Below are 13,854 nucleotides of genomic sequence, written 5' to 3' on the forward strand. Positions count from 1 at the left end.
CGTTGCTTGGGGCAACCATACGAGCAGTTGGTTGCTGCAGGCAAACAAGCAGGGGCCGGTCGGCGCAAAAAGTTGGCAAAGGCAAGTATCGCGATCGTAAATGCGCAGGTGGGCCCGCGCACGGGACTCCGTCCGGCGCTTGAGGACGAAACCGTTCAGAACGCGCCCGTCACGGTCGCGGTGGCGGGTCCGGGGACGGCATTCCCGAGAGCACGCGCCGACGCCGGGCGTCCTGCCGGGAGCGCCGACGCAACCCCCGCCCTTGGGCGGCCCCCGCGTTTTCGCTAGGGTCTCGGGCCATGGCTAACACGCAGGGCCCCCAGGGCAACTACGACCCCGCCGGCAGCACCCAGATGTTCCGCGCGTTCGTGGACGAGGCTCCTCAGAGCGCCACCCCGCAGCAGACCTCCTCGGGCCCCCGGGTCGGCCTGATCATCGGCATCGTGGTCGCCGTGGCGGTCGTCGCCGCGGTGGCGTGGCTCGCGCTCAAGTAGGCCCCGCCCGCCACTGCTTCCACCGGACGGGCGCGTCCCGCGTCTCGATGCGCACGCCCAGTGGCACCCTCCTCCGAGCTCTCGGCTGCGCTCGAGCGGGGGTCCCCGTCGCGTCGACGCACACCGTCCACGTCCGTCCTTCCGTGCGCCGGCCCCGATCGGCGCCGGAAGCGTCCCGGCCGACCCGGCCGTCGCTCGGGCGATGCCGAGCGCCTCGATGATGTGCGTACCGAGGGCCGTCGTACCCGAACTCACCCGTGTGCCGCCGGAGTTGCGTCACCGTAGTCCGCGCCGCTTCCGCACGCGGCCCGTGTCGCGCCCGGACAGACGACGGCCGCCGAAGCAACCGTGAAGGCGCCTCGGCGGCCGGGGTCGATGTCGCCCACGCCGTCCAAGCCGTCCGCATCGGGCGAAGCATCGCGCCACGATGACCGACGCTCCGTCAAATGGGAGGAGACGGGGAAGGGGAGGGCGGGAGGAGGGTCAGTCCGAGATGAGTCCCTCGCGCAGCTGTGCCAGCGTGCGCGTGAGCAGCCGGGAGACGTGCATCTGCGAGATGCCGACCTCCTCGCCGATCTGCGACTGGGTCATGTTGGCGAAGAAGCGGAGCATGATGATGCGCCGCTCGCGCGGCGGGAGCTTGGCGAGCAGGGGCTTGAGCGACTCGCGGTACTCGACGCCCTCCAGCGCCGTGTCCTCGTAGCCCAGGCGGTCCGCCAGCGAACCCTCGCCGCCGTCGTCCTCCGGGGCCGGCGAGTCCAGCGAGGAGGCGGTGTAGGCGTTGCCGACCGCGAGGCCGTCGACCACGTCCTCCTCGGACACGCCCAGCGCGGTGGCGAGTTCGGTGACCGTCGGGGAGCGGTCGAGCTTCTGGGAGAGCTCGTCGCTGGCCTTGGTGAGGGCCAGCCGCAGCTCCTGCAGCCGCCGCGGCACCCGCACCGACCAGGAGGTGTCCCGGAAGAAGCGCTTGATCTCGCCCACGACCGTCGGCATCGCGAAGGTCGGGAACTCCACGCCGCGTTCGCAGTCGAAGCGGTCGATCGCCTTGATCAGGCCGATGGTGCCGACCTGGACGATGTCCTCCATCGGCTCGTTGCGGGAGCGGAAGCGGGCGGCCGCGTAGCGCACCAGCGGGAGGTTGAGCTCGATCAGGGTGTCCCGGACGTAGGCGCGCTCGGGGCTGCTCTCGTCGAGTGCGGCGAGCCGCAGGAACAGGGAGCGGGACAGGGTGCGGGTGTCGATGGCTTCCGGGGCCGGAAGGGCCGGGGCCGGGGCCGGAGCGGCCTCGAGGGACACAACGTCGAGGGCGTCGAGCGCCTCGGGCACGCTCTCGCTCTTCGTGAGCGTGAGCACCTTCGAGCTGCCCTGATCTGCGGACATGCCACCCCCTATGGGTCGCGGGACGGTCGCGGCGGCGCCCTCGTCGAGAAGAACGCAGCCTTCACCTGAATACCGGCGCCGAAGCCCCGGCAAACGCTCTTCCCGCAGAATGTCACATGTCGGCAACGCGCTGTAGGGACTTGTCGACATCCGTGGCGCGAATCGGCCCTGGACAACAGGGGTCTGACGGCGTTTCACGGGGCGCATGTCGGCATCCGCCCAGGTGAGGGATACGCTCCTGCCGGTTACGCCTCGATCCTGTTTGCGGATCTCAGCCGCTGGAAGCTACGCGCGAGTAGCCGGGAGACGTGCATCTGTGAGACGCCGAGTTCCGCACTGATCTGCGACTGGGTGAGATTGCTGTAGTAGCGCAGCAGCAGGATGCGCTGCTCCCGCTCGGGGAGCTGGACGAGGAGGTGGCGGACCAGGTCGCGGTGCTCCACGCCGTCGAGCGCCGGGTCCTCGTAGCCGAGCCGGTCGAGCAGCCCGGGCAGCCCGTCGCCCTCCTGGGCGGCCTCCAGGGAGGTCGCGTGGTACGACCGGCCCGCCTCGATGCAGGACAGCACCTCCTCCTCGGTGATGCGCAGCCGTTCGGCGATCTCGGCGGTGCTCGGGGTGCGCCCGAAGGCGGTCGTCAGGTCCTCGGTGGCGCTGTTGACCTGTACCCACAGCTCGTGCAGCCGGCGCGGGACGTGGACGGTGCGCACGTTGTCGCGGAAGTAGCGCTTGATCTCGCCGACGACCGTCGGCATCGCGAAGGTCGGGAACTGCACGCCCCGGTCGGGGTCGAAGCGGTCGATGGCGTTGATGAGTCCGATGGTGCCGACCTGGACGACGTCCTCCATCGGCTCGTTGCGGGAGCGGAAGCGGGCGGCCGCGTAGCGCACGAGCGGGAGATTCGCCTCGATGAGCGCCCCGCGCACGCGGGCGTGCTCGGCGGTGCCGGGTTCGAGCTCCTTCAGCTGAGTGAAGAGCACCTGGGTGAGGGCCCGGGTGTCGGCGCCGCGGCGCTTCTCCGGGGGCGGTGCCTCGGCCGGGGACGGAGCCTCTTCCTGGGGCGGCGCAGTACTGGCCGACACGGTCAACGCCACCTCTTCATCGATCAACTCATCCGTCAAAAGCGGTCATAGCATCACAAGACAGGTCCATCGTGTTCAAGCACCGCATATGCACGTGTTGAGGGGTGAAATACCGGCTCAGGGGCGCCCGGACATGGCGAAGCCCCGCACCGGTCCGGTGCGGGGCCAGGGGTGTGGCCGTGCGTTCGTACGGCTCAGAATTCGTAGTCGGCGATCACCCACGTGGCGAACTCGCGCCACAGTCCTACGCCCGCCTGGTGGTCCGGGTGCTCCACATAGCGGCGCAGCGCGGCGAGGTCGTCGAACGCCGAGTTGATCGCGAAGTCGTAGGCGATGGGGCGGTCGCTGATGTTCCAGGCGCACTCCCAGAAGCGGATCTCCGGGATCCTGCCCTCCAGGGCGCGGAAGGCCTCGACGCCCTCCACGACGCGCGGGTCGTCGCGCTCGACGCCCTCGTGGAGCTTGAAGAGGACCAGGTGGCGGATCATCACTTTCCTCCGTGCGCGACCCAGGTCATGAAGTCGCCGATGGCCTTTGCGGCGTCCGATATGCCCTCGAAGCCTATCTGCACGTAGTCCGCGGCCTTGGCCGGGTCCGTGATGATCAGATACAGCGCGAAGACCACGAGCGCGTAGACGGCGATCTTCTTGGCGTTCACCGCCATCGCGGCCTCTCCCTCTGACTGCTGCGGACTGCTGGTGTTCCCGGGCCTGTCGGTGCTCTCGGGGCTGGTGGTGCCGGCGGTGAGTGTAACCGTCGGATCGTTCTTCCGGATCATCCCCACCCACGGATCCACGCACGAAGGGCCCCGTCCGACGGACGGGGCCCTTCACTGGCGGTAGCGGAGGGATTTGAACCCTCGGTGACTTGCGCCACACTCGCTTTCGAGGCGAGCTCCTTCGGCCGCTCGGACACGCTACCGAGGGAGACCTTACAGCACGGGGGGCCGTGGTTTGAAATCCGTTTCCCCGCGGCTTCCCGGCGCCCCGGACGCCGCTCTCCAGGGCGGCTCGGCGGCCGTGGACCGCTAAGGACCGGGGACCGCTCAGCGGGCGCGGAAGAAGTCGGTGAGCAACTGGGCGCACTCGTCCGCGAGCACGCCCTCGATCACCTCGGGGCGGTGGTTGAGACGCCGGTCCCGTACGACGTCCCACAGGGAGCCGGCGGCCCCCGCCTTCTCGTCGCGGGCGCCGTACACCACCCGGTCCACCCGGGACTGCACGAGCGCGCCCGCGCACATCGTGCACGGCTCCAGCGTCACCACGAGCGTGCAGCCGGACAGCCGCCACTCCCCGGCCGCCGCGGCGGCCCGCCGGAGGGCGAGGACCTCCGCGTGCGCGGTCGGATCGCCGGTGGCCTCCCGCTCGTTGTGACCCGTGCCGAGCACGGTCGTCCCGTCGGCGGCCAGCACGACGGCGCCGACGGGGACGTCCCCGCCCCGGGCGGCCTGTTCGGCCTCGCCCAGGGCGAGCCGCATCGCGGCCCGCCAGCGGTCGCGCACCGGGTCCGGGGGCCCCTGGGTCTGCGGCGCGGTCAGCGGACGGTCTCCAGCACCTCCGAGGCACCGAGGGCCTCGGCGATCGCGTTCAGCGCGTCGTCCGCGTCCAGGGCGCGCAGCTCCTTCACGCCGACACCGAGGTCGTCGAGGATCTCGGCGTCACCGAGGGGGCCGTGCGTGATGGCGTCGGCGGAGCCGCCCTCCTCCTCCTCGTCGTCCTCGGCGGAGGCGGGCTCGCCGTCCTCCGTGCCGTCGAGGTCGAGGGAGTCCAGGTCGGTGCCGTCGTCGCCGGGCTCCCGGCCGAGCAGTTCGTCGGTGAGCAGGATCTCGCCGTACGAACTGCGGGCGGCGGCCGCGGCGTCGGAGACGTAGATACGAGGGTCGTCCTCGCCGTCTACGCGGACGACGCCGAACCACGCGTCCTCCTGCTCGATCAGGACGAGCACCGTGTCGTCGTCGGTCGAGGCTTCCCGGGCCAGATCGGCCAGGTCGGACAGCGTCTCCACATCATCGAGCTCTGTGTCGCTCGCTTCCCACCCGTCTTCGGTGCGCGCGAGCAGTGCGGCGAAGTACACCGTGACTCTCCCACTGGTCATAGGCGTGCCGGTTGGGGGTCCCCCCGGCGGAGGTTCTGGGCGGGGAGAGCTGGGCTCCGAGCCCCACCCACTCGGAATCGTGGCAGAAACAAGGCGTTCAGGGGACGTCTTCGGCTCCCTGTGTCCGGCAGTTTTGACCGTACGTCCGTCAAGGACTCACCGGCGCACTCGTTGCCGCCACCTGCGGATCGTACGCGGCTTTGCCCGGCGCGCAGCACGCCCACCGCCCGAAACGCCCACGCGGGTGTCGCCCGTGTCCCCGCAACCACCCACCGCGCCTGCCTGCCGAACGTGGGACCGCCTGTCGGAGCAACGTCGAAGTGCCGGGCGCTCGGAGTGTCGGGCCATCGGTGTGCCGGATCGGAGTGTCGGGCAGTTCGAGCGTCGTGCTGTCGGGGTGCCGGGCTCTCGGCGCGCCGCCCGGCGCGAGGCCCCTGGCGGTCGACACGGACGGCAGCCGGAGACCCTGGCGGTCGCAGCGGACTTCGGCCGGGGTCTCCGGACGGTCGATACGGGCGGCCGCCGGCGTGCCCGGGCGGTCGGCGCGGGCGGCAGCCGGAGAGGTGCCTACCAGCGGAACGTGCGCATGCGCATCGCGTGTCGCAGCCGGGCGACCTTGGCGCGGCGGGGCTGGACGCGGTCGCGCAGCGCCCTGGCCTCGGCGAGTTCGCGCAGGAACCGGGCCCGGCGCCGCCGCCGCTCGGCCTCGGCCTCCGGTGTGTCCGGCGTCCGGCGCTCCTCGCGCGGCGCCGCTTCGTCACGGGATTCCCGCTCGGGCATCGGCTCACCACCCCACTTCGTCCTCCCGCATTCCCCCGGACCGGGAGTTTGATGCCGGAGGAATGTGCCGTGACGTGGGCGGCAGCCGTCCGGACGGGGCGGTGGAGGGAGGCGGGCGGTCGGCCGAGGCGCCCGGTTACTGTTGGCACATGCGTCTCCACGTCGTCGACCACCCTCTGGTCGCCCACAAGCTCACCGCGCTGCGCGACCGGCGCACGGACTCCGCGACCTTCCGCCGGCTCGCCGACGAACTCGTCACCCTGCTCGCCTACGAGGCCACGCGGGACGTGCGCACCGAACAGGTCGACATCCACACGCCTGTCGCGCAGACCACCGGAGTCAAGCTCTCGCACCCGCGTCCGCTGGTGGTGCCGATCCTGCGCGCCGGTCTCGGCATGCTGGACGGCATGGTGCGGCTGCTGCCCACCGCGGAGGTCGGCTTCCTCGGCATGATCCGCAACGAGGAGACGCTGCAGGCCTCCACGTACGCCACCCGTATGCCGGAGGACCTCTCCGGCCGTCAGGTGTACGTCCTCGACCCGATGCTCGCCACCGGCGGCACGCTGGTCGCCGCGATCCAGGAACTGATCAAGCGCGGCGCCGACGACGTGACCGCGGTCGTGCTGCTCGCCGCCCCCGAGGGCGTCGAGGTCATGGAGCGGGACCTCGCCGGCACCCCGGTGACGGTCGTGACGGCGTCGGTCGACGAGCGCCTCAACGAGCACGGCTACATCGTCCCGGGCCTCGGGGACGCGGGCGACCGGATGTACGGCGCGGCCGAGTAGCGCTTCGTACCCGCCGGGCCGCCGGGCCGCCGGGCTCCCGGGCCGCCGTTCGCCGGAAGGCGTGCGGCGGCCTCGGTCTTTCCGCGGCCGTACGGTCCTGTCGCCGCGCCCCGCTCAGCAGCCCTTCTTCGCCGCGTCGGCGGCCGGCCGCGGTGCGCTGAGGGCGGCCAGCGCCTTGGTGGCGTCCGGCTGCTTCGCCAGTTCCTTGAAGCCGTCGCCGATGACGAGGTCGACGTCGGCGCCCTTGCGGGTGTCCGCGCGGGTCTCGGCGCCGGTGAGCTGGGTGGCGAGCACCGGAAGCGAGGTGTTCATGGCCGACGTCGCGCCGAGCAGCAGTCCGCTGCCCTTGACCTTCTTGTCGAACTCCTTGGTGGCGTTGCCCACCTGGCCGATGTGGAAGCCGCGCTTCTTCAGCTCGTCCGCGGTCTGCTTGGCCAGGCCCTTGCGGGGCGTGGCGTTGAGGACGTTGACGGTGATCTGGCCCGGCTTGGGCAGCGCCCGCTCCGCACGGGCCGGGGAGGGGCTCGCCTTGGGCTCGGCCGCGGTCGCGCAGTCCGCCCTGGCGTTGGCGGCCGACGCTTTTCCGCCACCCCCGGTGAAGACGTCGATGAGCTGCAGCGTGCCCCAGCCGATCACGCCGAGCACGGTGGCGGAGGCGACGGCCAGGAACGCGAGCCTGCCGCGCCGCCGGGGCCGGCGCATCCGCGGATACTTGTTCCCCTTGATCCGGTACTGCCCGCCCATGCCGGGGGGAGTCAGCATGCTCATGGGCGCAGCGTAGTGTGCCGGGGCGGTGATTCCTACTAGATGATCATCGGATCCGCCCAGCAGAACCCGAAAGGTCCAAGCCGTCCCCTGACGGATACGGCCAGAAGGCTCTCGGGCGGGCTCTGAGGCTCTCGAGCCGGACTCGGCGGCTCCCGGATCGGCCGGCTCCCGCGTCGGCCCGCTCGGCTCCCGGATCGGACCGGAGGTGCTCAGCCCAGTTCGAGTACGCGCGCGTGCAGCACCTGGCGCTGCTGGAGCGCCGCCCGCACCGCGCGGTGGAGCCCGTCCTCCAGGTACAGGTCGCCCTGCCACTTCACCACGTGCGCGAAGAGGTCCCCGTAGAAGGTCGAGTCCTCGGCGAGCAGGGTCTCCAGGTCGAGCTGCTGCTTGGTGGTGACGAGCTGATCGAGGCGGACCGGGCGCGGCGCGACGTCGGCCCACTGCCGGGTGCTTTCCCGGCCGTGGTCGGGGTACGGCCGGCCGTTTCCGATGCGCTTGAAGATCACACGGAAAGCCTACCGGCCAAGACGTTCCGGGCGCAGCCATGACGACGGAGTGCGACGCGGGAAATGCCGCAGCAAAGCGGGGCGAATCCGGAACAGGGGCCTGAGACGGGCGGCGGCGAGACCGTGCCTCCGTCCGCCCGCTCGCCGGGCACCGCCGTGTAACGCCGGACTCACCGGGCCTCGCTGGGCCTGGCTGGGCATCCTGACCGGCCGGGAGATCCCGGCCGCCTCATCGGCACGGCCCGGAGGAGGCGGTCGGCCGGGCGCCCGCGCCGGCGCCCAGCCGGGGTTCAGCCGCGCTTCCCTTCCTCCGCTGTGGCCGGCCGCCGGTCGCGTGACTCGGTCCGACCGGGGTCCTTCAGGTGCGTCTTGTTCGTATCGGCGGTGTTGCGGACGGCCTCGGCGCGCAGCAGGGCGCGCAGGACCGCGTAGGGGTCGCTGGGCATGGCTGTGGTTCCTCGCGTCGTACTCGATGGACGGACCGGGGGCGGAACGGTCCGTCAGCAGCGCAGGACCACACGGCACAGGGCGTGCAGGCGGGAGGAAGGGTTCGGCGGCGCGGCGGCCGGAAGGGTCGCCGAGTGCTCCGGGGCAGGTGGGGGCGGCGCGGCGGGCCGCAGCGGTACGGCGGCACGGTCGCCGCCGCGCACGGCGGGCCGCAGCGCCGCATCGAGGACGTCCTGCTCGGCGGCCCCGCCGCCCGGCGCACCGGCCACCGGCGCGACGGCCACCGCGTCCGTCCCGGCGTGCACGCCCGGCACCAGCAGAGAGAGCAGCAGGACGAGCACCCGCAGGCAGGCGTGCCGGCGCGCGGCGCGGCGGGCGTGCGGTGCGGTGCTCACGTCGGGTCATGTCCCCGCGGGACGGACGCCGTTCAACGCGGCACGCCCGAGAATCGCCCGCTCGGCGTAGGGCCACGCCCCGGTCCGCCCGGCCGGGTCCGGTTCGGGGCGGCCCGCCTCGGTCTGTGTCGGCCCGCGACGGACCGATTCAGCCGGCGGAGGGCTTCGTGGCCTTCGCCGACTTGGCCGCCGCCTTCGCCTCCTGCTTGTACGCCCGTACCCGCTCCAGCGACTCCGGCCCGGTGATGTCGGCGACGGAACGGAAGGACTCCGCCTCCCCGTACGGCCCCGCGGCCTCCCGCCACCCCTCGGGCCGGACACCGAGCTGCTTGCCGAGCAGCGCGAGGAAGATCTGCGCCTTCTGCTTGCCGAACCCGGGCAGCTCCTCCAGCCGCCGCAGCAGCTCGCGCCCGTCGCCGGCGTCCCGCCAGATCGCCTCGGGGTCGCCGTCGTAGTGCTCCACGAGGTACTGGCACAGCTGCTGGATCCGCTTGGCCATCGACCCCGGGTAGCGGTGCACGGCGGGCTTGTCCGACAGGAGTGTGCCGAAGGTCTCCGGCTCGAACGCCACGATCTCGTGCGCGTCCAGGTCCTCGGTGCCCATGCGCCGGGCGATCGTCGCCGGTCCCTTGAACGCCCACTCCATCGGGATCTGCTGGTCCAGCAGCATCCCGATCAGCGCGGCGAGCGGACTGCGCCCGAGGAGCGCGTCGGCCTCGGGATCCTGGGCGAGGTGAAGAGTGACGTCCATGCCCCGATGATCGCCCGCCGGGCGGCGGAACGCAGCATGGCACGCCTCCGATGGACGTGCCGGGCGACGCCTTCTCCCGCCCGGCGCGCGCGGGCCGGAGGCGTCGCGGTGCGGGGGCCGCGGGCCCGGCCGCCGCCGGATGTGTGAAGGTGCGGGGATGGTCCGCGAGGGGGGTGAGTGATGCGCGGCGCGCGTCCGTACGTATCCGGAAGCCGGCAAGTCCCACAACGGAGAGGCGACGTGGTCCGACGGCGGAGCGAAGGCCATGACGGCGGTGCGTCCCACGGACGGCCGGGGCGGGACGACCGGGAGGCGCGCGGCCGGAGAGGGGTTGGGCGGGAAGCGCGGGTTCGGGAGGGGCGGCGACGGCTCCCGGTGGTGGCGCTGCTGGGCGCCGTGGTCGTCCTGCTGCTCGGGGGCGCCGGGCCCGCCGCGGCGCACGCCGCGCTGCGCACCACCGACCCGGCCGACGGCTCCGTCCTGAGGTCGGCCCCGCACGCGATCACGCTGACCTTCACCGAGTCCGTCGGCCTGCTCGACGACTCCTTCCGCCTCCTCGGCCCCGACGGCCGCCGGGTGCGCACGGGCGAGGCCCAGCACGCTCCGGGCCGCTCCGACACCGCCCGGGTGACCCTGCCGGGCAAGCCGGCCCAGGGCACCTTCGTCCTCGCCTGGCGGGTGGTGTCGGCGGACAGCCACCCGGTGTCGGGCGCCTTCACCTTCTCCGTGGGGCGTCCGTCCCCGACGGCCGCCACGGTCGGCACCGGCCCGGCGGAGGACCCCGTCACCGGCAGCCTCTGCGACCTCGCCCGCTGGGCCGCCTACGCCGCCGCGGCCCTGCTCATCGGCACGGCGTTCTTCGCCGTGGCCTGCCGTCCGCCGGACCCCGGTCCGCTGCGCGGGCTGCTCGTGGTGGGTTGGTGGGCGCTGCTGGCGTCCACGGTGGTCCTGCTGGTCCTGCGAGCCCCGTACGAGACGGGTGCGGGCCCGGCGGCGGCCCTCGACCCCTCGGCCCTGTCCCGCACCCTGACCAGCCGCCCGGGCGTGGTCCTGCTGGCCCGCCTGGCCCTGCTCCTGCCGGCCGCGGCCTTCCTCGTACGGCTGTCCCGGCGCGGCGGGGACGGGGGCCCGGCGCGCCCGGCCAAGGCGACGGGCGCGGCGGGCGCTGTGCTGGCCCTCGCCCTGGCCCTGACGTGGGCGGCGGCCGAGCACGCGTCGGCGGGCCTCCAGGTGCCCGTCGCCATGGCGTCCTCCGCCCTGCACCTGCTGGCGATGTCGGTCTGGCTGGGCGGCCTGGCAGCCCTGTTCACGACGCTCCGCCGGACGCGGCCGGCCGATCCGGACCCGGACCCGGACCCGGGGACGGGCGAGACGGGCGAGACGGCCGGGACGGGTGGTGACGCCCCCTCACCGGCGTCGGTGACGGCGGCCGGTACGGCGACGAAGGCAGCGACGGCGACGGAGACCGAGCCCCCCGGCCCCGAGCCCGCCCACGTCCCCCGTCCCGCCCCGACCGCCACCGTCGCCCGCTTCTCCCGTATCGCCTTCGCCGCCGTCACCGTGCTGGTGGTCACCGGCGTCTACCAGTCCTGGCGCGGCCTCGGCTCCTGGACCGCGTTCACGGACACCTCGTACGGGCGGCTCCTGCTGCTGAAGCTCGCGGCCGTGACCCTGCTGCTGACGGCGGCGAGCCAGTCCCGGAACTGGACGGCACGACTGCTGACGGCGGACGCGGACGCCACCGCGGCCGACGACGCCCCTTCGACCCAGGTCTCCGCGGCCGACGACGCCCCTCCGAGCCACGTCCCCGCGCCCGGCGCCCAGGAGCCCGACGTGCACCGTCGCGGTCTGCGTCGCGCGGTCCTGGCCGAAGTCGCCGTGGGGGCCGCCGTGTTGGTGCTCAGCACGGTGCTGACCGGTACCGTGCCCGGGCGTGCGGCGGCCGAGGCGGCGCAGGCCCCGCCCACCTCTGGGGGGCAGAGCGCAAGCGTCACGTGGATCCCCTTCGACCTCGGCACCTCGGGCGCCCGGGGCAAGGTGCAGATCACCCTGCTGCCGGGCCGCGTGGGCGAGAACACGGTGGAGGCCGTGGTCTTCGGCCCCGACGGCGGAGTGTCCACCGTGCCCGAACTACGGCTCTCCCTCTCCCTGCCCGCCCGGGACATCGGCCCGATCGACGCCGGGCTCACCGACAAGGGCGGCTACTGGGGCACCGACCGCCTCACCCTGCCGATCGCCGGCACCTGGACGATGAAGGCGACGGTGCGGGTCTCGGAACTGGACCAGGTGAGCGAGTCCCGGAAGGTCCGGATCCCCGGCTAGCCCAAGGGCCGTGAATACGCGTTCCTTTTCCGTAACTTCGCATATGCGTGCGCGTTATGCCGGTGTCGTGCGACACAGTCGTCAGGACTCACCGGAGAAAGTCATGTCGAATGTCACCCTGTGGATGCTGATCGTGTGTGCTTCCGCGTGCACCGCCGGCTCCATTTTCGTACCGCCCTACCAATGCCGAATGTGGCGGGTCGACGCAATGGAATTGAATCGCCGTCGGCTCATGGTCGACGTGCTCCAGAGCAACGCCCGTCCGCTCGGCGTCGATCCGATGTCCGACGAGGTGTCCACCGGTGCCGAGTAGTGTGGCTCCGCACCCCGCACCGCCGTCCATCTCTTCGGCTGGACGGACGAGACATCCCATCGCACATATATGCTTTGTCGTGGGAATCCGTTCACCCAAATGCCCCGCATCCGGTGGAGTGGGGCGGCGTTAGTCGGGATATGACTAAGGCAACCAGGGAAGGGCAGTACCTGCGTCTGTTCGTGGGACGCGAGCGGGAGGGCACGGCTGCCGGACGTGCGGTCGCCCTGGGCCCCTACACCTACATCCCCGCCCCGGTGCACCAGGCGGGGCCCGCCAACGGCACGCTGAGCAGAGGCGGCCTCCCGGTGGCGCTGAGGGTGACCGAGCCCCTGCTGCGGGATTTCCTGGACGCGATGAGTGCGCTGGAAGTCGATCTCGCCCGCCGATGGGTGGGCCCTGAGGGCAGGTCGCCCTTTTCGGTGGTGGAATAACCAGGTCGCGTGATGTACGACGAACGAATCGACGGCCACCCCGGACGCCCGGCCGATTATCCGGATTATCTGGACGGATATCAGCAGACCGGCACCGGTCGGCACCGCGCTCCGGCTCCGCCCCCCACTCCGGATCCGGCCCCGGACATGTATTTCTCGACCCCCCTGGTGCCGCCGGACTCGGCCTGGGACCCGGCCGAGGAATTGGCCTTCATGCTCCAGGACGCGATGTCGGAGCAGAATCGGCCGAGAATTCCCACCGCCCGGGTCGAGGTGCCGGTCACTCCGACCGGGCCCAGCACGCCATTGGAGAATCTCCAGGAAATCACCGCGGAACTGCCTCGGCTGAGAAGGGTGTCCCGCGGGCATCGCAAGGTCCGCAAGCGCAAGTGGCCGCCCGGCCTGCGGGCCGTCAGTCAGTTCATCGCCGCGCTGGCCGCGGTGACCGCCTCCGCGGTGAGTCTCTTCGGTGGAATGGTTGCCTACGACCCCCTCCGCATCGTGGCCGTGTCCCGTATGCAGGCCGGTACCGCGTCCTGGTGGCCGCTGCTCGTCTTCGGCCCCTGGCTGGTGGCGTCGCTGTCCGTCCTGCGCGCCGCCCTGCACCGGCGTCGCGCCGTCCACTCCTGGTGCGCGGTGCTGCTCTTCTCGGCCATCGCGATGTTCCTGTGCGTCGTCCAGGCGCCCAGGACGCTCGTCGACATCGCTGCGGCCGCGCTGCCGGGCCTGGCGTCCCTGACCTGCTTCCAGCAGCTCGTCCGCCAGATCACCCTGACCCGCCCGCCCCGGCGCGTCGCCCCCCGCCACCGGCAGCGGAGCGCCCCCCGGTCCGAACTCCCCGCGGAGGGCCCGGCTCCGTCCCCCGCGCCGGGCAGGACAGCTCCCGCCTCGGGCAGGACCACACCGGTGGCGGGCAGGACCAGTCCCGCCCGCGGCAAGGCCGGTCCCGCCGCGGGCCGGTCCCAGCCGTCCAGCGGGAAGGCCAGGGGGCCGGGCACCCGCTGGTGACCCACGGAGCCCCTGGACGACGAAGGCCCGCAGGGCGGGGCCCGTAGGAAGAGGCCCGTACGGTGAGGCCCGTACGACCAAGGGCCGTACGGTGAGGCCCGTTCGACGAGCACCCTTACGACGAGGGCCCCGAGCGGCGAACCGCCCGGGGCCCTCGCCCGTTCACGGAGCGGGATTCGCCGGCGCAGGTGCGCGCGGGAAATCCGTACCGCCTCCGTCAGGAATCGGGAAGCGCCGGGCCGCGCTTCCCGCCTAGCGTGTCTGCCGTGGACATCACCGGCGGTGCCAGAGGCCGGGC

General features: G+C 72.5%; 18 protein-coding genes and 1 tRNA gene. 6 read left to right on the forward strand and 13 right to left on the reverse strand.

The window, feature by feature from the left end; genetic code table 11:
- The first annotated feature begins 299 nt into the window (after positions 1–299).
- The gene (locus tag ACIQ9G_RS20100) at positions 300–494 is read left to right on the forward strand and encodes a hypothetical protein (protein ID WP_403611089.1); all 195 of its coding nucleotides are present in this window, start codon (positions 300–302) and stop codon (positions 492–494) included.
- A 483-nt stretch (positions 495–977) separates the two neighbouring features.
- On the opposite strand, the gene ACIQ9G_RS20105 is transcribed toward ACIQ9G_RS20100, so the two are convergent.
- The 8 genes from ACIQ9G_RS20105 to ACIQ9G_RS20140 form a co-directional block, all read right to left on the reverse strand.
- Positions 978–1,874, reverse strand: a complete 897-nt coding sequence (locus tag ACIQ9G_RS20105) for an RNA polymerase sigma factor SigF (protein ID WP_403611091.1) — start codon at positions 1,872–1,874, stop codon at positions 978–980.
- Positions 1,875–2,119: 245 nt separating this feature from the next.
- Complete coding sequence (locus ACIQ9G_RS20110; protein ID WP_403611094.1) at positions 2,120–2,992, reverse strand: RNA polymerase sigma factor SigF; 873 nt, start codon at positions 2,990–2,992, stop codon at positions 2,120–2,122.
- 155 nt (positions 2,993–3,147) lie between these two features.
- The gene (locus ACIQ9G_RS20115; protein WP_356181117.1) at positions 3,148–3,441 is read right to left on the reverse strand and encodes a Dabb family protein; all 294 of its coding nucleotides are present in this window, start codon (positions 3,439–3,441) and stop codon (positions 3,148–3,150) included.
- A complete protein-coding gene (locus tag ACIQ9G_RS20120; RefSeq protein ID WP_356181114.1) occupies positions 3,441–3,617 on the reverse strand; it encodes a hypothetical protein in 177 nt (58 codons plus the stop codon). The genes ACIQ9G_RS20115 and ACIQ9G_RS20120 overlap by 1 nt, the downstream gene beginning before the upstream one ends.
- Positions 3,618–3,786: 169 nt before the next feature.
- Positions 3,787–3,874, reverse strand: a tRNA-Ser gene (locus ACIQ9G_RS20125).
- Between the two features lie 124 nt (positions 3,875–3,998).
- Positions 3,999–4,430: a tRNA adenosine(34) deaminase TadA gene (gene tadA / locus ACIQ9G_RS20130; RefSeq protein ID WP_403611318.1), complete on the reverse strand. Its 432-nt coding sequence runs from the start codon at positions 4,428–4,430 to the stop codon at positions 3,999–4,001.
- Between the two features lie 56 nt (positions 4,431–4,486).
- Entirely contained in the window at positions 4,487–5,026 is a 540-nt protein-coding gene (locus ACIQ9G_RS20135; RefSeq protein ID WP_403611320.1) for a hypothetical protein, read from the reverse strand.
- Between the two features lie 588 nt (positions 5,027–5,614).
- Entirely contained in the window at positions 5,615–5,827 is a 213-nt protein-coding gene (locus ACIQ9G_RS20140; protein ID WP_403611097.1) for a hypothetical protein, read from the reverse strand.
- Between the two features lie 149 nt (positions 5,828–5,976).
- Here ACIQ9G_RS20140 and upp point away from each other — a divergent pair, with 149 nt between their 5' ends.
- On the forward strand, positions 5,977–6,612 hold the full coding sequence (gene upp, locus ACIQ9G_RS20145; RefSeq protein ID WP_403611099.1) for a uracil phosphoribosyltransferase: 636 nt from the start codon (positions 5,977–5,979) through the stop codon (positions 6,610–6,612).
- Positions 6,613–6,726: 114 nt separating this feature from the next.
- On the opposite strand, the gene ACIQ9G_RS20150 is transcribed toward upp, so the two are convergent.
- From ACIQ9G_RS20150 to ACIQ9G_RS20170, 5 genes are all read right to left on the reverse strand, one after another.
- A complete protein-coding gene (locus ACIQ9G_RS20150) occupies positions 6,727–7,356 on the reverse strand; it encodes a LytR C-terminal domain-containing protein (RefSeq protein WP_403611323.1) in 630 nt (209 codons plus the stop codon).
- A gap of 233 nt (positions 7,357–7,589) precedes the next feature.
- Positions 7,590–7,886, reverse strand: coding sequence for a type II toxin-antitoxin system VapB family antitoxin (locus tag ACIQ9G_RS20155; RefSeq protein WP_003986294.1), 297 nt, complete (start codon positions 7,884–7,886; stop codon positions 7,590–7,592).
- Positions 7,887–8,176: 290 nt separating this feature from the next.
- The gene (locus ACIQ9G_RS20160) at positions 8,177–8,332 is read right to left on the reverse strand and encodes a hypothetical protein (protein WP_403611102.1); all 156 of its coding nucleotides are present in this window, start codon (positions 8,330–8,332) and stop codon (positions 8,177–8,179) included.
- A gap of 54 nt (positions 8,333–8,386) precedes the next feature.
- Positions 8,387–8,728, reverse strand: coding sequence for a hypothetical protein (locus tag ACIQ9G_RS20165; protein ID WP_403611105.1), 342 nt, complete (start codon positions 8,726–8,728; stop codon positions 8,387–8,389).
- 148 nt (positions 8,729–8,876) lie between these two features.
- Positions 8,877–9,479, reverse strand: coding sequence for an HhH-GPD-type base excision DNA repair protein (locus ACIQ9G_RS20170; protein ID WP_403611107.1), 603 nt, complete (start codon positions 9,477–9,479; stop codon positions 8,877–8,879).
- Between the two features lie 378 nt (positions 9,480–9,857).
- Between ACIQ9G_RS20170 and ACIQ9G_RS20175 the strand changes: the two genes are divergently transcribed.
- From ACIQ9G_RS20175 to ACIQ9G_RS20190, 4 genes are all read left to right on the forward strand, one after another.
- Positions 9,858–11,801 (forward strand): copper resistance protein CopC, encoded by a 1,944-nt coding sequence (locus ACIQ9G_RS20175; RefSeq protein ID WP_403611109.1) that lies wholly within the window; start codon positions 9,858–9,860, stop codon positions 11,799–11,801.
- A gap of 103 nt (positions 11,802–11,904) precedes the next feature.
- On the forward strand, positions 11,905–12,114 hold the full coding sequence (locus ACIQ9G_RS20180) for a hypothetical protein (RefSeq protein WP_403611112.1): 210 nt from the start codon (positions 11,905–11,907) through the stop codon (positions 12,112–12,114).
- A gap of 140 nt (positions 12,115–12,254) precedes the next feature.
- Positions 12,255–12,548: a hypothetical protein gene (locus ACIQ9G_RS20185; RefSeq protein WP_403611114.1), complete on the forward strand. Its 294-nt coding sequence runs from the start codon at positions 12,255–12,257 to the stop codon at positions 12,546–12,548.
- Positions 12,549–12,560: 12 nt separating this feature from the next.
- Positions 12,561–13,556: a DUF2637 domain-containing protein gene (locus ACIQ9G_RS20190; RefSeq protein WP_403611117.1), complete on the forward strand. Its 996-nt coding sequence runs from the start codon at positions 12,561–12,563 to the stop codon at positions 13,554–13,556.
- Positions 13,557–13,854 lie beyond the last annotated feature (298 nt).

The sequence above is a fragment of the Streptomyces sp. NPDC096152 genome, assembly GCF_044763235.1.
GTDB lineage: Bacteria > Actinomycetota > Actinomycetes > Streptomycetales > Streptomycetaceae > Streptomyces.